Origin of the sequence: Streptomyces sp. NBC_00572 (assembly GCF_026341815.1) — a bacterium.
Classification (GTDB): Bacteria; Actinomycetota; Actinomycetes; order Streptomycetales; family Streptomycetaceae; genus Streptomyces.
Window position 1 is genome coordinate 7,002,597 of the sequence record NZ_JAPENX010000001.1, and the last position, 20,820, is coordinate 7,023,416.

The window sequence follows — 20,820 nt, forward strand, 5'->3', positions numbered from 1 at the left end:
GCGTTATCCCTTCACGGCTCCGCCGGTCATTCCGGCGGCGACCCGGCCCTGCAGGGCCAGGAAGAGGACGAGGACGGGCAGGGCGAAGAGGGTGGAGGCGGCCATGGTGGCGCCCCAGTCGGTGCCGAAGACATTGGAGAAGGACGAGAGCCAGACGGGCAGCGTGCGGTCGTCCTGGTTCTTGATGATGAGCATGTTGGCGAAGGCGAACTCGTTCCAGGCGGTGATGAATCCGAAGAGCGAGGTCGCGAGCAGTCCGGGGGCGAGCAGGGGGAGGGTCACCCGGCGGAAGGCGGCGGCACGGGTGCAGCCGTCGACCTGAGCCGCCTCTTCGAGCTCGGCCGGGACGGCGGCCAGGAAGGAGCGGAGGGTGACGATGGTGAAGGGCAGGGTGATCATGAAGTAGATGAGGCTGAGGGTCGCGAGCCGGTCGAGCAGGTCGGCGTCCCGGGCGATCACGTACATCGGGATCAACAGCGCCTCCCAGGGCGCCACTTGGGCGATGAACACCATGAGGATGAAGCCCCGCCGGCCGCGCCAGCGCATCCGGGCGACGGCGAACGCCGCGGCGAGCGCCACCACGAGGGCGAGCAGGACGCACCCGGCGGTCACGAGCAGGCTGTTGCGCCAGAAGATCCAGAAGCCGTCGGCGGCCACGGCGTTCCGGAAGTGCTCAAGGGTGACGGACACGGGCAGGAACCGCGGGGTCTCGGACTGGATGTCGCGGGTCGGCCGGAAGGCGGTGAGGACCATCCAGTACACCGGGAAGACGGCCAGGGCGAAGACGAGCGCCGCCGCGGTGTTCAGGGGGAGTCGGCGCAGGGCGCGCGGGGTCACCGGTCGGCCTCCTGTCGGAGCATCTGACGGAAGTAGGCGATCAGTACGGCGACGAGGAGAAGGACGGTGAGCGTGGAGACCGCTGCCCCGAGGTCGTAGCGGTGCAACGACTGGGCCACCCGGTAGGCGTAGACGGGCAGGGTGGTCGTCGCCTCGCCCGGCCCGCCCTTGGTCACGGCCCAGATCTGGGCGAAGCAGCGGAACACCCAGATGACCTCCAGGCAGAGGACGAGACCGAAGATCGGCCGCAGCAGGGGCAGCGTCACCGAGCCGAAGATCCGCCAGCCCCCGGCGCCGTCGAGCCGGGCCGACTCGTAGAGCTCGGCGGGGACGGTCAGCAGCGCCGAGTGCAGGGTGATCGCGGCGAAGGGAACCGACTGCCAGACCACGAGCAGCACCATGACGGTGAAGGCGGCGGGACCGTCCGCCAGCCAGGAGTAGCCCTCGAAGGACTCGAACCCGAGCCGGACGAGCACCCAGTTGACGACGCCCAGACGGGACGCGAAGAGCCACTGGAAGACGGTCGTGGTGGCGATGACCGGGCTGGCCCACGCGAGGACGAGCCCGGTCGTGACCAGGATCCGCATCCGCCGACCGAGCCGCTGCATCATCAGGGCGACCAGCGTGCCGATCACCATGATCAGTACGACGTTGACCAGGGTCCACCAGAAGGTGCGGCGGACGACCTCCCAGAACTCGGGGTCGGTCAGGACGGTCCGGTAGTTGTCGAGCCCCACGAAGTCGGCGTCGCCGCGGATCAGTTCGCCCATGCCGTACTGCTGGAAGGAGATCAGCAGGTTGCGGACGAAGGGGTATCCGAGCAGGAGCACGCCGCCGAGGACGGTGGGGGTGACCAGGAGGTAGGGCCAGAGGGCCGCTCCCCGCGGCGGGCGCGGCCACCCGGGCCGGTGCGGCCGTCTCACGAGCCGAGGGTCTTGGTGATGCTCTGCGAGGCGGTCGCGGCCGCCTGCGCGGGTTCGGTGCCGGTGAGCACCGCCGTCATGTACTGCTTGATCGGGTTGGTCGCCTCGACGGCCGCCCACTGCGGGGAGTTCGGCGTGGCCCGGCCCTGGGCCGCGCCGGCGGCCATGGCGGCCGTGCCCTCGTCGTCCTGGATGACGCGTGCGAGGGAGGTGCGGTTGGGGACGTAACTCATCGTCTTGGCCATGTCCGTCTGCCACTTCTCGCCCGCCAGCGCCTTGACCACCTCGTACGCGGCCTCGGGGTGGGTCGATGCCTCCGGCACGATGAGGTCGGAGCCGCCGGTGAACACCGCGCCGGGCTTCGCCGCGGTCTTGCCGGGTACGGGGAAGAAGCCGAGCTTGCCCTTGAGCGCCGGGTTGATCTCCTCGACGATCTTCGCTCCGCCGGGTACGGCGATGATCTGGGCGACCTCACCCTTGGCGAAGACCTCCGCCTGCGGGGGCTTGGCCTCGTCGGCGTCCTTGGGTCCCTTGCCGAGGGCCTGGAGCCGACGGTAGAAGTCCATGGCGGCGAGGGCCTGTGAGGTGTCGAGCGCCCCCTTCCACGCGGCGCCGTCCTTGACCGCGAGGTCGCCGCCCTCCTCCCAGACGAACCCGGACAGGGTGTACCAGTTCTGGCCGGGCAGGTAGATGCCCTGCGTCCGGCCCTTGTTGAGCTTCGCGGTGACCGTGAGCCACTCGGCCTGCGTCTTCGGGGGAGTGGTGACGCCCGCGCGGGCGAAGAGGTCCTTGTGGTAGATCACGACGCGGTTGGCCGCGTACCAGGGGATGCCGTACTGCTTGCCGTCGACCCTCCCGGGCTCGGCGAGCCCCGGCAGCCAGTCCGCGCCGCTCAGCTCGGCCGTGCGGCCGCTGAGATCACGTACGCCGCCGCTCGCCGCGTACTGCGCGACCTGGGTGTTCCCGACCTCGATGACGTCAGGGGCGTCCTTGCTGGCGAGGGCGGCCGTGACCTTCTCGCCGATGCCGTCCCACTCCTGGATCTGGATGTCGAGGTCGATGTCCTTGTGCTCCGCCTCGAAACCGGTGCGGAAACGGGTGAGGAAGGCGTCGGTGACGCTGTCCTTCATGATCCATACGGTGACCTTCTCCGGTCCGCCGGAGACGGCCGGGTCGCCGGACCCGCCACAGGCCGTGGCGGTGAGGACGACGGTCGCGGCGAGCGCGACGGGGCCGGCGAGGGGACGAGTCTTCACGAGCACCTCGATGAATGATTGACCAATTGGTCAAGTGGTCAGGTGTGTGACCAGAAGGTGGCATGGACCGCTGGAGTCGTCAATCCCTTGAAAAAGATGGGTTGTTCACCCAGCAACAGGTCAACCGCTCCGGCTAGTATCGGACTTACCAGTTGACCAGTCAGGGTGAGGGTGTGCGGAATGAAGGACGGCTCCTCCAGTGGGGTGCTGAAGAGGGAGCGGGTGCGCGAACACCTGCTGGGCCTGATCGAGGCGGGCGGCCCCGGCGACCCGATCCCCTCCGAGCGCACGCTCTGCGCCACCCTCGGCGTCTCCCGCCCCACCCTGCGCGCCGCGGTCGACGAACTCGTGGCCACCGGCGCGCTGGTGAGGGAACACGGTCGCGGCATGTTCGTCGCACCCGCCAAGATCACCCAGCGGCTCGCCCCGGACGACGCGGCCTTCACCGTCCCCCGCGCGTCGGGCACGTGGTCCAGCGCGGTCCTGGAGTCCGCCACGATCCGGGCCGGAGCCCGCATCGGCCGCAGGCTCCGCCTCTCACCCGCCGCCGAACTGCTCTACGTCGCCCGCCTCCGCCTCGTCGACGGCTCACCCATGGCCATCGAGCACCTGCACATCCCGGCGGACCTGGTGGGCGCGTCGCTCACCCCGGAGGAGCTCGAAGCGGGCGACCTCTACGACCACCTGCGGGAGCACCACCGGGTCCACGTCCAAGAAGCCACCCAGTCGATCGAGCCGACCGTCGTCAGCGAGGACGAGGCCGCGCTCCTGGACGTCCCCGTCCTCTCGCCCGCCCTGCTGATCGAACGCCTCACCCTCGACACCGCGGGCCGCCCCGTCGAATACGTCCACTCGGTCTACCGCGGCGACCGCTACCGCATCGTCTCCCGCCTCGACTTCACCCGCGACGGTCTCGTGACCTCGTCCACGGAGGGGGATGCATACTGACCGGCAGCGAACGGCGTACGGGGGAGTGGACGGCATGGAGCTCAAGCGGGAGCGTGTACGGGAGCATCTGCTGACCGTGATCGAGAGCCGCCGCCCCGGCGACGCCATCCCCTCCGAGCGCACCCTCTGCGCCACCCTCGGCGTCTCCCGCCCCACCCTGCGGGCCGCCGTGGACGAACTCGTCGCCACGGGCCTGCTGGTACGGGAGCACGGCCGCGGCATGTTCGTCGCACCCGACAAGATCACCCAGGAGCTGGTCGCCGAGCACCAGGCGGCCGGCGCGCCCCGGAGCCGGGGCAGCTGGACGAGCACGGTCCTCGAACTCCGCACGGTACGGGCCGGCGCCCGGATCGGCCGCAGACTCGCGATCTCCCCGGCGGCGGAGCTCGTGCACGTGACCCGACTCCGGCACGTCGACGGCGCTCCGATCGCCCTGGAGCACCTCCACGTCCCGGCCGACCTGGTCCCCGGACTCACCGCCGCCGACATGGAAGGCGGCTTCTACGCCCACCTGCGCGAGCGGCGCGGCATCCGGCCGGCCCACGCGGTCCAGTCGATCGAGCCGACCGTCCTGAGCGAGGAGGAGGCGGCGCTCCTCGACGTGCCGGTCCTGTCGCCCGCACTGCTCTTCGACCGGACCACCATGGACCCGAGCGGCAGACCGGTCGAGTACGTCCGCTCCCTCTACCGGGGCGACCGCTACCGCATCGTCTCCCGCCTCGCCCTCGGCGACGGTGCGACCGACGACCCGAGGACCGACGGTCCGAGCGCTGACGAGGCGCGGGGCGGGACGTGGTGGGGGACGGTGGAGTGACGCCGCTCGTCCGGTGAGCGTGGTACCGAGGTCGGTTCCGCGCGGTGGGGATCCGCCGCGAAGTCCACCGGTGCCGACGGTGAAGGGGCCGTCCGGCGCGTGACCGTGAGGTTGTCGCCGTCACACCCGTTGGCCCGCCGTCGCCGTCGCCGTCGCCGTCGCCGTCGCCGTCGCCGTCGCCGTCGCCGTAGGGGCAGGGCGCGAACCGGGCACCAGCGCAGGGGCGAGCTCGCGCCACTCACGCTCGGGCAGCGCGGTCGGGTCGGCCGTCAGCACCTGCAGACAGACGTGGTCGGCCCCGGCGTCGAGGTGCTGTCGTACGCGCCGCAGGGCGGCGTCCGTGTCGCCGTACGCGACGATCGCGTCCACCAGCCGTCGGCTCGGGCCGCCGACGAGGTCCTCGTCGCCGAAACCGAGCCGGCGCATGTTGGCCGCCTGGTGCGGGGCGGCGGCGATGTACATGGCGACATGGGCCGTGGCCAGCTCCCGCGCCCGGTCGACGTCCGTGTCCAGGACGACGGCCTGCTCGACGCCGAGAAACGCCTCGGGTCCCATGATCCGGCGTGCCCGCACCGTGTGCTCCACCGGCACGAAGTACGGGTGCGCACCCCAGGTGCGCGCGGCGGCGAGCTCCAGCATCTTCGGGCCCAGGGCGGCCAGGACGCGGCGCGGCGCCGGGTCCGGCAGCGGCCCCTGGGCGGGGGCGGCGTCCAGGGCGTCCAGATAGGAACCCATCGTGGTCACCGCCTTGCCCCGGGTCGGCACGGGGAACCCGTCGACGTGGTGAACGGTCTCGTCGACCCGGTGGCCGCCCAGCCCCAGCAGGTACCGCCCGGGAAACGCCTCGCCGAGCGTGCGCTCCGCCGCGGCGAGGGAGATCGGCTCCCGGTAGGCGATGTTGGCGATGCCGGACGCGACGGTGATCCGGCGGGTCGCCGCCAGCAGGAGCCACGCCTGGCCGATCGTGTCGCGACCGAACGCCTCGCCGTACCAGATGGCTCCGTACCCCAACTCCTCCAACTCCGCGGCTGATTCGCGCACCCGCCCGGCGGGGTGTCCCTCGTAGGCCATGGTCCAGATCCCGACCGGGCCGAACGCGGACCGTGCAGCGTCTGTCATCGAGTACTCCTCGAAAAAGCAAACCGGAGAGGTTCTCCGCTTGGTGGAGGCTACGATACGGAGAAGGTCTCCGTTTGGCTACGGGGATGATCGAGCTACGGGGATGATCGAGAGGCAGGGCGATGTCGACGAGCCAGGGCAGCACCAGCTGCGCCCCACCACCACGGCGCACCGACGCACGCCTCAACCGGGAACGGCTCGTCGCCACGGCCCAGGAGGTGTTCGCCGAGGCGGGCCCGGGAGCCTCCCTCAACCAGATCGCCCAACGCGCCGGCGTGGGCCCGGGGACGCTCTACCGCCACTTCCCGAACCGCCAGGCACTCCTGGCCGCGGTCCTGAGGGACCGGATCGAGAAACTCGTCGAGCAGGCGGACGTCCTGATCGCCGCGGAGCCACCCGACGAGGCCCTGACGCAATGGCTGCGCGCGCTTCTGGCCCACGCCCGCCTGAACCAGGGGATGGGCAGCGCGTTGATGGTGGAAGATCCCGAAGTACTGGGCATGGACTGCCACCGCCTCATCCTGGACGCGGCAGAGGCGGTCCTGGCCGGAGCCCAAACCCGGGGCACGGCCCGCGCGGACCTCGCGGCGGCGGACCTCGTCCAACTCGTCGTCGGAATCGCCCTGTCGACAGCCCACACCCCGGACCCCGACCAACCGGACCGGCTGCTGGAGCTGGTGCTGGACGCGACGGTCGGGACAGCGCGCTAGGCCGTCTCTTTCGGATCTTGCCTGACCCGCGTCGCCCGGCACCGCACCTCGCCGCCTTGTCGGGACACCCGAGTGCACCCAGTACACGGGCGCCCCTCCGCCTTGCGATGCACGGCACCGGACGACGCGGCCTGACCGGCAAGATCCGAAAGAGACGACCCAGGGGTGTTTGAAAGGTTGACGGACCCCTGGCCAAGCGCGGCCAGGGATCGGCCGGCGCCGACCGTGCACCCCTCGTCACGCACTGAAGCCGACCGACGAGGTCTGCGCTTGACGACAGCCCGGCACGGGGCTGGACTGGATTCATGGACGCTGCGGCTACTCCGTCCTAGGGAGAGCAGCGATGACAACCACGGAGAGTTTCAACCTTCTGCAGCCGTACAAGATCGCCGAGGAGACGTTCGTCATCCCGTGGGCCCTTGAGGCTCCGCCGGTCGGCCACTTCCCGATGAACTCGATGGTGATTCGGGGAGCCGAACCGGTCCTCGTGGACACCGGGGCGCCCGCAGTGCGCTCCCAGTGGCTGGAGGCAGCCTGGTCCGTCGTGGATCCCCTGGACGTACGGTGGATCTTCCTCACCCACGACGACCGCGACCACGCCGGCAACCTCCTGGCGGTCCTCGCGGAATGCCCGAACGCGACCCTGCTGACGACATGGTTCTCCATAGGCCGCATGGCCGAGGAGTGGGAGACTCCCGTCAACCGGTGCCGCTTCATGACCGACGGCGACACGATCGACGCGGGCGATCGCACCCTGGTCGCCAAGCGACCACCCCTGTACGACAACCCCACGACCCGCGCCCTCTTCGACCCGAAGTCCAACGTCCTGTGGGCCGTGGACACCTTCGCCACGAACGTGCCGACCCCCATGCCCGAAACGGCGGCGCTGTCGCCGGACGAATTCCGCGACGGCCAGCTCTTCGGCGGAAGACTGGTCTCCCCCTGGGTATCCCTGCTCGACGCCCAGAAGTTCGGGACGGTCGTCACCGACTTCCAACACCTGAACGCCGAAGTCATCGCCGGCTGCCACTGCCCGGTCCTCCGCGGAGCCCAGATCCCCGAGGCCTACGACCTCCTCCGCCAACTCCCCGGAATCCCACCGTGGACAGAGTTTACCCAGACCGACCTGGACCAGTGGATGGCGCTCGCCGAGAGCTCGGTTCCGCCGGAGCAGCCGCGACCGTCGGGGACGTGAGCGGCGCTGCGGCGCGGCGTTGGGATCCGCTACCCTCCGGCACCTCAGACCGGAATCCTGCCGCGCGGCCGGCCCGTGCCGGGAACTGGCTGAGCCTGGAGCCGTGCGGAGTGCCGCGCCGGGTTGGTGGGCTCCAGCCGACACGCCCCTTTCGCACTGGAGAAGCGGATCGCACTGGAGCATCGGATCACACCTCCCGCTGGTCGGTCCGCCAAGGGATCTCCTGAAGAACGTCGTCAGGGGTCGCCACCGCGTCCGGGTAGTGCCGACGGATCTCCCGGATGACCGAGGCGTCGTCGGTACAGAGGTCCCAGCTCGTGCTGTCGAACTCCCTCAGCACCACTCTCAGCTCATCACCCGCAAAACCCGCGAAGTCCCCGTCGACGAACTGTCGGGCCGGCGCGGCCAGGGCCAGCAGCTCCAAGGTGCCGATCCCGGCACCCGAGGCGGCCTTCTCGATCTCGGCGAAACCGGCCTCGTAGATCCGCACCTTCCAGGTGAGACCGAGCCCAAAGCTCCCGAAGGAGCCGCTACGACTGTCCCGGCCCCGGAGCGGCGGTCCGCGACAGCCACTGCCGCACGCTCGGAGACGTGTCCAGGAGGCGGCCGACCCGCATCCCCTCGTCGCGCGATGTCACCTTCGGCAGAGGCGCGAAGTCCTCGGGCAGGACGTCCAGGAGGCTCATCACGCGCTCCTCGTCGCGAAGCGTGATCAACAGCTCGCACCGCAACTGCCTCGGGACTTCCGGGCGATGGGGCAAGCCGTTCCACACGGTCGGCCACAGATAGTGCGTACCGCCGGCTGCCGCGTGCGCCTCGACCCACACCGGATCCAGCCGCTGATTGAGCCCGAGCCCCAGAGCCCGCTCCTCCAGCGCGAGCAGCGAACCCGTGTCCAGGACCTTCAGTTCACGCGGCACCGACTCATCGGGATTCATCGTTACGGCACGACCGGCGGCAGCGGTTCACGGGCCGCGTGCCAGGCGGCGGGGAGGTCGGCCACTCCGGTGCGCGCGGCGATCACCCCGCCCGCGATGGCACACGTCGTGTCGATGTCACCGCGCCCGGCGACCGTGATCCACAGACCCTCCTGGAGGTCGTCGAGGTGCCCCGCCGCGCACCAGAGGGCGTAGGGGACGGTGTCGGGCCCGGACATCCTGTACCCGGAACCCAGGACCTCCGCGGCGTGCCGGACCGAGGTGTGCTCCGGCATCCGGGCCGCGACTCGCACGCCCGACCGGACGTCGCTGTCGGGAAGCCGAGCGGCGACCGCCCGGAGGAACTCCTGCCGCGCTGGAGCGGGTCCGCCCCGGCTGCGCGTCGCCAGCGCCGCGGCGAGGGCGACCGCCACAGCCCCGGCCACCGCCTCCGGATGGTGGTGCGACACCGTGCTCTGGTGGGCGGCCTGCTCGGCTACGGCGTCGAGATCGGCGGCGTGCCAGGCGCCGAGCGGGGCGACGCGCATGGCTGCGCCGTTGCCCCACGAGCCCTGGCCGCCGAACTGCCCGGCGACCACCTCTCGCCAGGACTCGCCGGCGCCGATCCGACGGAGCACGTCATGCATCGAAGCGCCGTATCCGCGGTGCGTGTCGTCGGCGTAGGCCGCCGCAAAGCGCCGGGCGAGGCGGCCCTGGTCGACACTGCCGCCACCGTCGGCGAGCTCCCGGACGAGAACCAGTGCCTGAGCGGTGTCGTCGCTCCACTGCCACAGCGACTCCGCGGGCAGCGTCCGCGCCTCCAGAGCCGCCGGACCCTCCCGGCGCAGGATGCCGAACCACCGGTCACCGAAGGCGTCACCGAAGGCAAGCCCGTGCAGCGAGTCGAGGACGGCGTGAGGGACGTTGATCATCGGATGAGTATCACAGCGGGACGAGGCTCCTGGCATTGCGTTTTCGGAGCCGACCCGCTCCTCCCCGCCGCCTCCGCCGCCTCCCTCCGCGTCTCCGCCTCCGCGTCCTCCGGCGGCCCGGTCGGCACCTGCGGCATGATTCCCGCATGGAAGCGAGAGTGACGGGGACGCGGCGTACCGCCGACGGAAGGATCTTGGCCGAGGTCGGCACGCCCATCGGTTCCTGCACCGCGGAGTGGAAGGGAAAGGCGAGCGGTGTGGCTCCGGTCGAGGGTGACTACTTCGTGGAGTTCACCGTCGACGAGCCGGTCCGCTGGGGTGCGAACACGACCTCGGCCGACGCCCACTGGCCCGCCGTCACGCAGGGGTCCGACGGCACCTTCCTCCTGCGAGGCCTGCTCACGCGCGATGGCGCCGCCGACGGCGATGGTGATGGCGCCGCCGACGGTGGTGGCGATGGTGATGGCGCCGTTCTCGACCTCGGCGGTACGCACGTCCTGCTGGACCTCGACCACGACGGCCCGCGCCCTCCGGCCGAGCCGGCCGGTATCTGGGTCGAACTCCGGGTCCCCGTCCACCTGCTGACCCTCTGGCCGTACGACCTCTGAAGCCCCCGGCCGCACGGCGGTGAGCCGAGCGGTCGGGGGCGTGCGGAGGAGCCGGGCGCCTTGGTGTTTCTACGCCGCCGCCAACGCCAGCGTCGGCGACAGTCGTGACGCCCTGACCGCCGGGTACAGCCCTGCCACGGTGCCGATGGCGAGCGTCGCGCCGAAACCGCCGCCCACCGCCCACGGCGGTACGACCCACGGCAGCCCGCCCGTGGACGCGTACACGCCCGTCGCCGCCCCGCCGAGCGCCACGCCCGCCAGGCCGCCGATGCCCGACAGCATCAGGGACTCCGTCACGAACTGGATCCTGATCTGGCCCCTGGTCGCACCCAGGGACCGGCGCAGGCCGATCTCGTGACGGCGTTCCAGGACCGAGATGATCATGGTGTTGGCGACGCCGACCCCGCCCACGAGGAGCGCGATTCCCCCCAGTCCGAGAAGCAGCGTGGAGAACGCCCCCTCCGTCGCCGCCTTGGCCTTGAGCGCCGAGGACGGATCGCCGACCGACACGTTCTGCGGGTTCTGCGGGTCGATCGTGGGGGCGAGGAGCTGCTGGACGTCCTCCACGGACGCGTCCGTGGACCGCTCGTACACCGTCGTCGGATGCCCGTCGAAGCCCAGCAGCCGCCCCGCACCCACCCAGCCGACCAGCGCCGAGCGTTCGATCTCGGGCGCGAGCGGCAGCGGATCGAGGATGCCGATGACCGTGAAGTACCGGTCGTCGACCCAGACCTGCCGGCCCGGCTCGGTGATCCCGAGCCGCTCGGCCGCGACATGGCCGAGGACCACGGACGGGTAGCGGCCGGTGGCGCCGTTCAGCCAGGTGCCGGACGCCAGCCCGCCCCTCAGAACGTCCAGGAGCCCCTCCGTCGCCGCCTTCACCGCGATCCCGCCGGTCTCCGCCTCGGGGATCTTCTCGGAACGGCGTACCGAGCTCTTGAGGTCACCGGTCCCGGCGGCCTCCTCCACCCCCGCGATCCGGCCGACCATCCCCACCGCGTCCTTGGGCAGCTTGACCTCCTGCCCGCTGAACATCCCCTCGCCCGGCTTCGCGACCAGCATGTTCGTACCGAGGGCGTCGAGCTGCCGCAGCAGCTGGGCCTGGCTGGAGGCGGAGATGCCGACGACCGCGATCATCGTGGCGATCCCGATGGCGATGCCCAGCGCGGACAGCACCACACGGACGGGACGGCTGCGCAGCCCGGCGGAGCCGACATGGAGGACGTCACGCGGGCCGAGCCGAGCGGCCGTGAGTTTCGTACGGGCCATCAGACGGCGACCTTCCCGCCACCGGACGCGTCGGACGCACCGGACGCGGCCGATGCACCGGAAGCATCGGGCGTGCCGGGCGTGCCGGACGCGCCAGATGCAGCGGTCCCGCCGGATCCGGGGCCGGCTGCACCGATCCCACTGGTTCCACCGTCCGCACCGATCTCGCCGGTCCCATCAGCCATACCGGTCCCGCCGATCTCGTCGTACGGGCCCGGGCCCATCCCCTGGTCCCCGGAGCCGCTCCCCGTGTCGTCCACCACCCGCCCGTCCCGGATCCGCACCTGCCGTGGCAGCCGGCCCGCGATCTCCGTGTCGTGCGTGATGACCGCGATCGTCGCGCCCTCCGCGTTGAGTTCGTGGAGCAGGTTCATGACCGCTTCCCCGGACGCCGAGTCCAGCGCGCCCGTCGGTTCGTCGGCGAGCAGCAGCGCCGGTTCGCCGACCACCGCGCGCGCGATGGCGACGCGCTGCTTCTGGCCGCCCGACAGCTCGTGCGGCCGGTGCTTCATCCGGTCGGCGAGGCCGACCCGGGCCAGCGCCTCGGCGGCCATCTTCCGCCGCCGGGACCGGGGAAGTCCGGAGTACAGCAGGCCCTCGGCCACGTTCTCCAGCGCGCCCACACCTGGTACCAGGTGGAAGGCCTGGAAGACGAAGCCGATGCGCCGGGCGCGCAGCGCGGACAGCCTGCGGTCCGTCAGGGAGGCGATGTCGTGCCCGGCGATCTCGACCGTGCCGGCGCTCGGCCGGTCCAGGGTGCCCACGATGTGGAGCAGGGTCGACTTCCCCGACCCCGACGGCCCGACGATCCCGAGCAACTCCCCTTCCCCGATGGTGAGATCGACGTCGTCGAGGGCCCTGACGCCGCCCGCGTACTCCTTGGTGACTCCGCGGAGCCGAACGACCGTGACCCCGGTCGTGGTGGCGGCAGTGGTCGTGGTGGGGTGAGCCGTGGTCGGGGTCATGCGGACGGCACCCCGACCTTCATGCCCTCGCGCAGCCCGTCACCGCTGACCTCGACCCGGCCCTGTCCGAACATGCCGAGCTCGACCTTCACGTCCCGGGCCGTTCCGTTCTCGACGACCTGGACGCCGAAGCCGCCGCCGGGCAGGGCCAGCAGCGCGTTGACGGGTACGGTCAGGACGTCCCGGCGCGTCTCGCCGGTGAGATCGACGGTGACCGGGGACTGGTCGATGCCTCCGACCTTCTCCGGCTGGTCGAAGGAGACCGTCACGGGGACCTTCGGGGTGCTGTCCTGCGGGTCGTCGCCCGCCGACGCGGTCTTCCCGACGGCCGACACCTTCCCCGGAAGCTCCGTACCGTCCGGCAGCCGGACCTTCACCCGCGTGCCGGTCTTCGCCGACTCGGCGTCCGACACCGGGATCTCGAAGCGTACGACGCGCTCGGAACCGGTCACGGTGAGCACCGGACCGCCCGGCGCGATCCGGTCGCCGGGCGCCGCGGTCGCCTCCTTGACCCGTACCGCACTACCCGCGAAGGCGATCCGGTCCGGCCCGACGGTGCCGGTCTGCTTCAGATCGTGGGACTTCTGCCAGCGCTTCACGGCGGCGGCCGTCTTGGCGGTGTACTCCTCGTCGACGTCGAAACCGATGTATCCGAGGGCCGCGAGGTTCTCCTCCAGCTGGCGGACGTCCTTGCCCTTGTCGCCCGTCTTCAGCGTCCGGTACATGGGCTCGGCGCCGTACATCAGCCGTACCGGACCGCCCTCGACCTCGTACAGCCGCTCATCCCGCTCGACGACCGAGCCGGTGGCCGCGACCCAGGTCAGGACCCCGGCCGGACCCGCGTTGATCTTCCGTTCGCCGAGGTGACCGAGGGTGCCGTCCTGCTGGGAACTGCTGCTGAGGTCGCCCCGGGTGACGGGGGCGGTCTCCGCCGGCAATCCCTTGGAGCCGGTGGAGCTTCCGGACCCGTCCGGTGCCTTGTCGGGCGCGGACACGGCGGTGACGGCGGCGCCGCCGCCCGCGACGGCGACGATCGCCGCGAGGGCGAGCACCAGCCGGCGCCGGGCCATCGGGCGCTCGCGGCCGCTCATCGGGCCACGCTCTCGCAGGCCTTGGCGGCCTTGTCGAACTTCTGCTTCGCCGCGCCCTGCGGTATCGGCATGGCGGCCTGCGCGCCGCCGTCGAACTTCGGGTCGGGCATGTTGAAGCCGTTCTCGCGCATGCACTTCGCATACGCGAGTGCCTTGTCCTTGTCGGCCTGTGTCGGCTCCTTGCCGAAACCGGCGCCGCCGGCCTTGTCCTGGCAGGCCTTGAACGCCTTCTCCATCTTCTCCTTCGACATGCCGTCGCCGCCGATGGTGAGCCCGACGCCCTGCTCGCCCGGCTTGGGCTCGGGCACGTCGAGGCCCTGCTCGCGCAGGCACTTGCGGTGCTCGAAGGCCTGGTCGGCCTTCTTGCCCTCGTCGCTCGCGCTCCCGTCGTTCTTCCCGCTCCCGGCGGAGGCGGAGTCGGAGCCCGATCCCGAGCAGGCAGTGGCGAGCAGGGCGAGGGCGGCGGCCAGAGAAGTGGTGGCGGCGGCCCGGGTGATCCGTCGAATCATCATGGCGTGGAGCGTGCCGCGAAGGGGTGTTTCGTTTCTCTCAGCGGTTTCGTTTACATCGGCGAAAGGTCCCCTTCGGATACACAGGGGTCATGCGCGTACTGGTGGTGGAGGACGAGGCGTTTCTCGCCGAGATGATCGCCGAGGGGCTGCGCCGCGACGCGCTCGCCGTGGACATCGCGGCCGACGGCCTCGAAGCCCTGCGGAAACTGCAGCTGGGGGAGTACGACGTGCTCGTCCTGGACCGAGATCTGCCCGGGATACACGGCGACGACGTCTGCCGCCGTGTGGTCGAGCAGCGGCTGATGACCAGGGTGCTGATGCTGACGGCGGCGGGCACGGTACGGGACCGCGTCGAGGGCCTCGGCCTCGGTGCCGACGACTACCTGGCCAAGCCCTTCGCGTACGACGAGCTGCTCGCCCGGGTCCTGGCCCTCGGCCGGCGTGCCAGGCCCGCGCTGCCTCCGGTACTGGAGCGGTCGGGCATCGTCCTGGACACCGCCCGCCGTCAGGCCAGCCGGGACGGGCGTCATCTGCAGCTGTCGCGGAAGGAGTTCGCCGTCCTGGAGGCCCTCCTGCGGGCCGAGGGCGCAGTGGTCAGCGGCGAGGACCTGATCGAACAGGTCTGGGAGGAGCACACCAGCTACCGCACGAACGCGGTCCGGGTCACGCTGAGCAAGCTGCGCGCGAAGCTGGGCGAGCCGCCGGTGGTGGAGACGGTCCCGGGCTCGGGCTACCGGATCGGGTCGTGAAGCCGGTGACGCGGGCGGCCACGAAGCGGGTCACCGAGCCGTTCATGAGGTGGGTCTCCGAGTCGCTCGTGAAGCGGGTGACGACACCGGTCATCAAGCGGGTGACGACAGGGGAGCGGGCCCGTCTGACGGCCCTGTACGGCGGGCTCCTGCTGTTCGCGGGCGCCCTGCTGACGGGCGTCGTGTACTTCCTGGTCAAGGAGGGCCTGTACTCGTCCATCAGCCTGGCCGTCACCGGGACCGTACCGGCGCGCCGGCTGGAGGAGCTGCCGACCGCGTATCCGACGGCCTTCGCCAGCGCCGCTCCGGCCAGTCCGGTACCCGCGAGCCAGGCCCCGAGCGGCGCCGCCCAGATCCCCAGCGAGGTACTGGCGATCACGCGGTCGGTGAGCGGCGCGGCCGAGTCGGCGGCCCTGGAGCGTCTTCTGACGGTCTCGTTGATCGTCCTGCTGGTGTACGCGCTGCTCTCCGTCGTCCTCGCGTGGTGGATGGCGGGCCGGGTCCTTCGGCCGGTGGCCGTGATCACGGAGACGGCCCGCCGGCTGTCGGGCGAGAACCTGCACGAGCGGATCGCGCTCGAAGGACCGCCGGGCGAGCTGAAGAGGCTCGCGGACACCTTCGACGGGATGCTCGGCCGGATGGAGGGACTGGTCTCCGCCCAGCAGCGGTTCGCGGCCAACGCGGCGCACGAGCTGCGAACGCCGGTGGCCGTCCAGCGTGCGGCGGCCGAGATCGGGCTCGCCGGGGAACCGTCGCCGGAGCGGGTCGCCCGCATCCGGGCGAAGCTGATCGAGGTCGCGGACGACAGCGAACGGATCATCGAAGGTCTCTTGCTGCTCGCCGCGTCCGACCAGGGCCTCCGGGAGCGACGTCCGGTGGCCGTGCACGAGGTGGCCCGCCAGGCCGTGGACGCGTTGGCGGCCGAGGCCGCGGAGCACGAGGTGACGGTCTCGGCGCGGACCGGGCCGCTGACGGTCGACGGCGACGCGGTACTCCTTGACCGGCTGGTCCACAACCTGGTCGTGAACGCCGTACGCCACAACGTCCCCGGCGGCCGAGTCGAGGTGCGTACGGGCCGAGGAGTCATCGAGGTGTCGAACACCGGCCCCGACGTCCCGCCCGCCACGGTCCCGCTGCTCTTCGAGCCCTTCCGCCGCCTGACGGAGCGTACCCACGCCCCCGGCGAGGGCGCGGGACTCGGCCTCTCGATCGTCGAGTCGATCGCCCGCGCCCACGACGCCACGACGGAGGCGTTCCCGAACGCGGAGGGCGGCGGGCTGACCGTGCGGGTGAGGTTCGGCGCGAAGGGCTGACGCCCGGGCCCGGAGGCTGACGTCCGACGTCGGCCAGTTCCGGGGGAGGGAAGCGGGCGCGAGGCCTGCGGCTCCTGTCGTGAACCATGGTCGGCCTGCCCGAGCTCGGGCACCCCGGAGGCTCCGGCACCCGGGCGGTCAGTCCGCCCGGACCGGGGCCGTACGGGCGAAGTGGCGGGCGGTGGGTACGAGGGCCGCGGCGGCCGGTACGAGGAAGCAGGCCCCGGCACACGCGGCGAGGACGGCCGTCACGCCGAAGCGCTCGATGGCAGGGGCGATCAGGGCGAGGCCGATGGGTGCGAGGCCGTAGGACACCAGGAAGTCCAGCGACGAGACACGGGCCAGCTTGTCCGGGGCCACCTCGCGCTGCGTGGCGGTGAACCACGGCACGTTGAACAGCTCGATGCCGATCCCGGCCACGGCGTACGCGGCCACGACCACGGCCGGGTGCACCGGCAGCATCAGGCTGAGCGGCGCGACACCGTACGCGCCGAGCCCGGCGAGCGCGGCCCATCCCTGGGAGCGCGGCCGCCACCGGGCGATGACGAGGGCCCCGCCGAGGGCACCCACGGTGTACGCGGTCATGGCCGCGGCCAGGACCCACTCGGTGCCGTAGCGGTCGCGGCTGATGAGGGGCAGCGCGACGCTGGTGGCGGAGTAGCCGAGCGCGATGACGGCGACGAGTGCGCCGAGTCCGGCGAGGAACCAGGGGTGTTGGCGGGCCTCGCGTATGCCCTCAAGGAATTCGGCGCGGAACCCGGGACGGATCCCGGCGCGCGCGGCGGCCTCCGTGGCGGGTTCTCCGGTGGACTCCGCGTCCCCTTCCCCGGCGACGACGGAGCCGTCGCAGGGGGCGAGTGCCGCGACCAGCCAGAGCAGGCCGACGCCGAGCAGCAGTGTCCGGACGTCGAGGAAGGCCGCAAGGAGCGCGGTCAGGGCAGGTCCGGCGAGTGTGGAGCCGCGTACCGCCATGGTCATGGCGGCGTTGGCCTGCTGGCGCCGCCCCGGTTCGACGGTCTCGGCGGTGAGTGCCTGGAACGCCGGACGGCAGGCGCCCTGCCCGGCCCCGGCCAGGGCCGCGGCGAACGTCATCAGCACCAGCGAGCGGCCGAGTCCGGCGGCGAGCAGGGGCGCGGCGGCCCCGGCGGCGAGGGCGGACCAGAGGACGACCGTGCGACGGGAGTGCCGGTCGGCCAGCACGCCGCCGACGGCGACGGCGGCGAGGAAGCCGGCCGTGCGGGCGGCGAGCACCAGGCCGAGTCCGGCGGCGCCGAGGTCGCGGTGCAGGACGGCGAGCCCGAGGACGAAGGGAAGGGCCCAGGTTGCGAGGCCGGAGGCGGTGGTGCCCGCCCACAGGCGCAGGAAGACGGGGTCCCGGAGGACCGAACGCGGGGGCGGGGCAAGGGTCTTGGCGGCTGTCGGCGTGGGTGTGTCGGCCACGGTGCGCGTGCTCCTCGGTGGTGGGGGAGCGGTTCGGTGAACCGCCCCCGGGGTCGTTAATGAAAATGATTGCCATTACAGTACCTTTCGAACGCGGCACTCCTGCCCGGTGCACGACCACACCCATGCCCGCCCCTCCCAGACCGGAGAACCCATGCGCCACCCCGCCCGTCTCGGCATCGCCCTGACCCTCGCCCTCGCCACCGCGGGCTGCTCCACCGCAGCCGGCGGCGGACGCGAAGCGGACACCAAGCCCGCGACAAGCCCCGCCTCCAAGCCCTCCGCCGGTGCCGCGGGCGTGCCCGGCGCCGCGAAGCCGGCCTCCGTCACCAGCTGCGGCCGCCAGGTGTCACTCGCCGGGCCGCCGCTGCGGGCCGTCGCCCTGGACCAGAGCTCGACCGAGACCCTGCTCGAACTCGGCCTCCAGGACCGGATGGCGGGCACGGCCAACCTCAAGACGAAGATCCCCGCTCCGTACGAGGCCGCGTACGCGAAGATCCCGGTCATCGCCCCGAAGATCGCCACCGGCGAGCAACTGCGCGCCGCGACGCCCGACTTCGTCGTCGCCGGCTCCACGGACCTCTACACCAAGGACCGTGCCGGCACCCGCCAGGAGCTGGACGCCCTCAAGGTCCCCACCTTCGTCAGCGCCGTGGACTGCCCCGAACACAACCCGCTCGGCACGACCCCTTTCGAGCTGCTCTTCTCCGACTACGAGAACCTGGGCAGGCTCTTCGGCGCCGAGGAACGAGCCGGAGAACTCGCGGCGAACCAGCGTGCCGCGGTCGCCCGGGCGGGGGAGAGCACCTCCAAGGCGCCCCAGGGGGCGGACCGGCCCACCGTCGTCTACCTCTACTCCGTCTTCAACGGCATGCCGTACGTGGCGGGGAAGACCGGCCTGCCCAGCGAGATGAGCCGGATCGTCGGCGCGCAGAACGCCTTCGACGACGTCGACGAGGACTGGCCGGAGGTCTCCTGGGAGGAAGTCGCCCGACGCGACCCGGACTTCATCGTGATCGGCGACCTGTCCGAGCGCGGCCGCCCCGGCGACAGCGCCGCGGAGAAGCGGGCCACGATGACCGAACACCCGGTGATCTCCCGGCTGGCCGCGGTCCGAGACGACAAGATCCTCGAAGTCCCGGGCATCGAACTCGACCCCTCGGTGCGCTCCGTACACGCCCTCGGACTGCTCGCCCAGGGCATGAAGGACCTCGGCCATGTCCGCTGACCCGCCCGTCCCCACAGGCCCGGCAGACCTCCTGCTTCCCACAGCCCGCGCACACGGACCGAAGGCGTCCCCTGTCACCCCCCAGCACCGGCAGCCCGGCGCGCCGACACTTTCCCACCAGCAGCACCAGCACCCTCACCCCCACAAGCACCAGCACCCCCTCCTCCTGGTCCTCTCCACGGCAGCTCTCGCGGTCTCGATCGCGGCAGCCGTCCGCACCGGCACCGCCGACATCGGCTGGGCCGATCTCGTCCGCGCCTTCGGCACCCGCCTCGGCCTGGCCGTCGAGCCGCTGCCCCCACTGGTGGACTCGCTCATCTGGGACCTGCGGTTGCCACGCGTGCTGATGGCCGCACTCGTCGGCGCCTCGCTCGCCGTCTGCGGCACGGTGCTCCAGGCCGTCACCCGCAACGCGCTCGCCGACCCGTACCTGCTCGGCGTCTCCTCGGGGGCATCGACCGGAGCCGTCGCCGTCGTCGTCCTCGGGATCGGCGCGAGCACGCTCGGCGTCACCGGCGGCGCGCTCGCCGGCGCGCTGCTCGCCTTCGGCCTGCTCGTCGTCCTGCTGCGGCGCACCGGCCTCGACTCCGTCCGTATCGTCCTCACCGGTGTCGTCGTCGGCCAGCTCCTCACCGCGCTGACCTCATTGATCCTGATGGCCTCGGCGGACGCGGACACCACACGGGCCGTCACCCACTGGCTGCTGGGTTCGATGGCGCCAGCTCGCTGGAGCACCGTCGTGGTCTGTGCGATCGTCACGCCGCTGGGCCTGGCCGCAGCGTGGCTGTGCTCGAACGCCCTCGACGGCCTCGCCTTCGGCACCGACACCGCGGCCTCCCTCGGCATCGGCGTACGACACACTAGGATGTTCCTGCTGGTGGTGACGGCCGCACTCACCGCGGTCGCGGTCGCCACCGTCGGCGCCATCGGCTTCGTCGGACTGATCGTCCCCCACGGGGTGCGGTTCCTCGTCGGACCGCTGCACCGGGTGCTGCTGCCGTACGCGGCGCTCGCGGGCGCGGTGTTCCTCGTGTGGACGGATGCCCTCGCCCGGATCGCGTTCGCACCCCGCGAGGTCCCCGTCGGCGTGATCACCGCCCTGCTCGGCGTACCGCTCTTCCTCCTCGTCCTGCGCAGGAGGGGTGAACTGTGAGGATCACCGCCGAGAACCTGAGCTGGTCTGTGGCGGGCACTCCGGTCGTACGAGAGGTCAGCGCCACCATCGCCCCCGGCGAGACGGTCGGCCTGCTCGGCCCCAACGGCTCGGGAAAGTCCTCCCTGCTGCGTTGCCTGGCCGGCCTCCGAGCCCCCGAAACGGGATCGGTCCGCTACGACGGCACGTCCGTACGGGACTGGAGCGCCCGCCGCATCGCCCGCCACGTCGCCTTCGTCGCCCAGGACTCGGGCGCCGACAGCGACCTCCGGGTCGCCGACGTCGTCGGCCTGGGCCGCACCCCGTTCCGGGACCGCTGGCGCGGAGCCGACGCCACCGACCGCGCGGTGATCGCCGCCGCCCTGGAGGTCGTCGGCCTCACCGCGCTCGCCGACCGCCCCTGGAAGGCGCTGTCGGGCGGCGAACGGCAGCGCGCGCACATCGCCCGCGCGCTGGCCCAGCAGCCGTACGCCCTGCTGCTCGACGAACCGACCAACCACCTCGATGTCAAACACCAGCTGGAACTGATGGAGCTGCTCACCGGCACCGGCCGGACCGTCCTGGTCGCCCTGCACGACCTGTCGCTCGCGGCCCGGTACTGCGACCGGCTGCTGCTCCTGCACCACGGCCGCCTGATCGCTTCCGGCACCCCGGGGGCCGTCCTGACGGCCGACCGGCTCGCCGAGGTCTTCGAGGTGGACGCCGAACTGACCACCGACGCCCTGGGACACCCGACCGTCGCCTGCCGCCGCCCTCTCGGCACGCCACTCCCAGCGCCCGAACCCGCCCACTGAAAGGGACACGACCTTGATCACGCCTTCGATCACCTCCTCCAGCACCA

Annotated in this window: 21 protein-coding genes and 1 pseudogene; 10 read left to right on the plus strand and 12 right to left on the minus strand. The window is 71.8% G+C overall.

Annotated elements, in window-relative coordinates; translation table 11 throughout:
• Positions 1-3 precede the first annotated feature (3 nt).
• Genes OG514_RS31525 through OG514_RS31535 form a run of 3 tightly spaced genes read right to left on the minus strand, consistent with a single transcriptional unit; the run spans position 4 to position 3,016 of the window.
• Positions 4-837 (minus strand): carbohydrate ABC transporter permease, encoded by an 834-nt coding sequence (locus tag OG514_RS31525; RefSeq protein WP_266900561.1) that lies wholly within the window; start codon positions 835-837, stop codon positions 4-6.
• A complete protein-coding gene (locus OG514_RS31530; RefSeq protein ID WP_266900562.1) occupies positions 834-1,760 on the minus strand; it encodes a carbohydrate ABC transporter permease in 927 nt (308 codons plus the stop codon). The genes OG514_RS31525 and OG514_RS31530 overlap by 4 nt, the downstream gene beginning before the upstream one ends.
• On the minus strand, positions 1,757-3,016 hold the full coding sequence (locus tag OG514_RS31535) for an extracellular solute-binding protein (protein WP_266900563.1): 1,260 nt from the start codon (positions 3,014-3,016) through the stop codon (positions 1,757-1,759). Before OG514_RS31535 ends, OG514_RS31530 begins: the two co-directional genes overlap by 4 nt.
• Positions 3,017-3,196: 180 nt before the next feature.
• Between OG514_RS31535 and OG514_RS31540 the strand changes: the two genes are divergently transcribed.
• Positions 3,197-3,964, plus strand: a complete 768-nt coding sequence (locus OG514_RS31540) for a GntR family transcriptional regulator (protein WP_266900564.1) — start codon at positions 3,197-3,199, stop codon at positions 3,962-3,964.
• Positions 3,965-3,998: 34 nt separating this feature from the next.
• Positions 3,999-4,778: a GntR family transcriptional regulator gene (locus OG514_RS31545; RefSeq protein WP_266900565.1), complete on the plus strand. Its 780-nt coding sequence runs from the start codon at positions 3,999-4,001 to the stop codon at positions 4,776-4,778.
• Positions 4,779-4,898: 120 nt separating this feature from the next.
• Here OG514_RS31545 and OG514_RS31550 read toward each other — a convergent pair whose 3' ends face one another.
• Positions 4,899-5,897: a TIGR03620 family F420-dependent LLM class oxidoreductase gene (locus OG514_RS31550; protein WP_266900566.1), complete on the minus strand. Its 999-nt coding sequence runs from the start codon at positions 5,895-5,897 to the stop codon at positions 4,899-4,901.
• A gap of 122 nt (positions 5,898-6,019) precedes the next feature.
• Between OG514_RS31550 and OG514_RS31555 the strand changes: the two genes are divergently transcribed.
• Together OG514_RS31555 and OG514_RS31560 are read left to right on the plus strand one after the other, a co-directional pair.
• Positions 6,020-6,607, plus strand: a complete 588-nt coding sequence (locus OG514_RS31555; RefSeq protein WP_266900567.1) for a TetR/AcrR family transcriptional regulator — start codon at positions 6,020-6,022, stop codon at positions 6,605-6,607.
• A gap of 343 nt (positions 6,608-6,950) precedes the next feature.
• The gene (locus OG514_RS31560) at positions 6,951-7,802 is read left to right on the plus strand and encodes an MBL fold metallo-hydrolase (RefSeq protein ID WP_266900568.1); all 852 of its coding nucleotides are present in this window, start codon (positions 6,951-6,953) and stop codon (positions 7,800-7,802) included.
• A 187-nt stretch (positions 7,803-7,989) separates the two neighbouring features.
• On the opposite strand, the gene OG514_RS31565 is transcribed toward OG514_RS31560, so the two are convergent.
• The 3 genes from OG514_RS31565 to OG514_RS31575 are packed head-to-tail and all read right to left on the minus strand — an operon-like array spanning position 7,990 to position 9,651.
• Positions 7,990-8,292, minus strand: a complete 303-nt coding sequence (locus OG514_RS31565; RefSeq protein WP_266900569.1) for a hypothetical protein — start codon at positions 8,290-8,292, stop codon at positions 7,990-7,992.
• A gap of 40 nt (positions 8,293-8,332) precedes the next feature.
• Positions 8,333-8,722 carry a hypothetical protein gene (locus OG514_RS31570; RefSeq protein ID WP_266900570.1) on the minus strand — a complete coding sequence of 130 codons (390 nt, stop codon included), beginning with the start codon at positions 8,720-8,722 and terminating at the stop codon, positions 8,333-8,335.
• 20 nt (positions 8,723-8,742) lie between these two features.
• On the minus strand, positions 8,743-9,651 hold the full coding sequence (locus tag OG514_RS31575) for an ADP-ribosylglycohydrolase family protein (RefSeq protein ID WP_266900571.1): 909 nt from the start codon (positions 9,649-9,651) through the stop codon (positions 8,743-8,745).
• Positions 9,652-9,797: 146 nt separating this feature from the next.
• Between OG514_RS31575 and OG514_RS31580 the strand changes: the two genes are divergently transcribed.
• Positions 9,798-10,259: a hypothetical protein gene (locus OG514_RS31580; protein ID WP_266900572.1), complete on the plus strand. Its 462-nt coding sequence runs from the start codon at positions 9,798-9,800 to the stop codon at positions 10,257-10,259.
• Positions 10,260-10,328: 69 nt separating this feature from the next.
• Here the strand turns inward: OG514_RS31580 and OG514_RS31585 are convergent, their stop codons facing one another.
• From OG514_RS31585 to OG514_RS31600, 4 genes and pseudogenes are all read right to left on the minus strand, one after another.
• A complete protein-coding gene (locus OG514_RS31585; protein WP_266900573.1) occupies positions 10,329-11,528 on the minus strand; it encodes an ABC transporter permease in 1,200 nt (399 codons plus the stop codon).
• A gap of 248 nt (positions 11,529-11,776) precedes the next feature.
• Positions 11,777-12,493: pseudogene (locus tag OG514_RS31590) on the minus strand (ABC transporter ATP-binding protein); the annotation flags it as partial.
• Positions 12,490-13,584, minus strand: coding sequence for a peptidoglycan-binding protein (locus OG514_RS31595; protein WP_266900574.1), 1,095 nt, complete (start codon positions 13,582-13,584; stop codon positions 12,490-12,492). The gene OG514_RS31595 and the pseudogene OG514_RS31590, both read right to left, overlap by 4 nt.
• On the minus strand, positions 13,581-14,096 hold the full coding sequence (locus OG514_RS31600; protein WP_266900575.1) for a hypothetical protein: 516 nt from the start codon (positions 14,094-14,096) through the stop codon (positions 13,581-13,583). Before OG514_RS31600 ends, OG514_RS31595 begins: the two co-directional genes overlap by 4 nt.
• Positions 14,097-14,185: 89 nt before the next feature.
• On the opposite strand from OG514_RS31600, the gene OG514_RS31605 reads away from it, so the two are divergent.
• Complete coding sequence (locus OG514_RS31605) at positions 14,186-14,845, plus strand: response regulator transcription factor (protein WP_266900576.1); 660 nt, start codon at positions 14,186-14,188, stop codon at positions 14,843-14,845.
• A gap of 92 nt (positions 14,846-14,937) precedes the next feature.
• The gene (locus tag OG514_RS31610) at positions 14,938-16,158 is read left to right on the plus strand and encodes an ATP-binding protein (protein WP_266901024.1); all 1,221 of its coding nucleotides are present in this window, start codon (positions 14,938-14,940) and stop codon (positions 16,156-16,158) included.
• A gap of 138 nt (positions 16,159-16,296) precedes the next feature.
• On the opposite strand, the gene OG514_RS31615 is transcribed toward OG514_RS31610, so the two are convergent.
• Positions 16,297-17,598: an MFS transporter gene (locus OG514_RS31615; protein WP_266900577.1), complete on the minus strand. Its 1,302-nt coding sequence runs from the start codon at positions 17,596-17,598 to the stop codon at positions 16,297-16,299.
• 154 nt (positions 17,599-17,752) lie between these two features.
• Here OG514_RS31615 and OG514_RS31620 point away from each other — a divergent pair, with 154 nt between their 5' ends.
• From OG514_RS31620 to OG514_RS31630, 3 genes are read left to right on the plus strand one after another with little or no spacing between them, the layout of a single operon-like run.
• Positions 17,753-18,826, plus strand: a complete 1,074-nt coding sequence (locus tag OG514_RS31620; protein ID WP_266900578.1) for an ABC transporter substrate-binding protein — start codon at positions 17,753-17,755, stop codon at positions 18,824-18,826.
• A complete protein-coding gene (locus tag OG514_RS31625; protein ID WP_266900579.1) occupies positions 18,816-19,979 on the plus strand; it encodes an iron ABC transporter permease in 1,164 nt (387 codons plus the stop codon). Before OG514_RS31620 ends, OG514_RS31625 begins: the two co-directional genes overlap by 11 nt.
• Complete coding sequence (locus OG514_RS31630) at positions 19,976-20,773, plus strand: ABC transporter ATP-binding protein (protein WP_266900580.1); 798 nt, start codon at positions 19,976-19,978, stop codon at positions 20,771-20,773. Before OG514_RS31625 ends, OG514_RS31630 begins: the two co-directional genes overlap by 4 nt.
• The last annotated feature ends 47 nt before the right edge of the window (positions 20,774-20,820 follow it).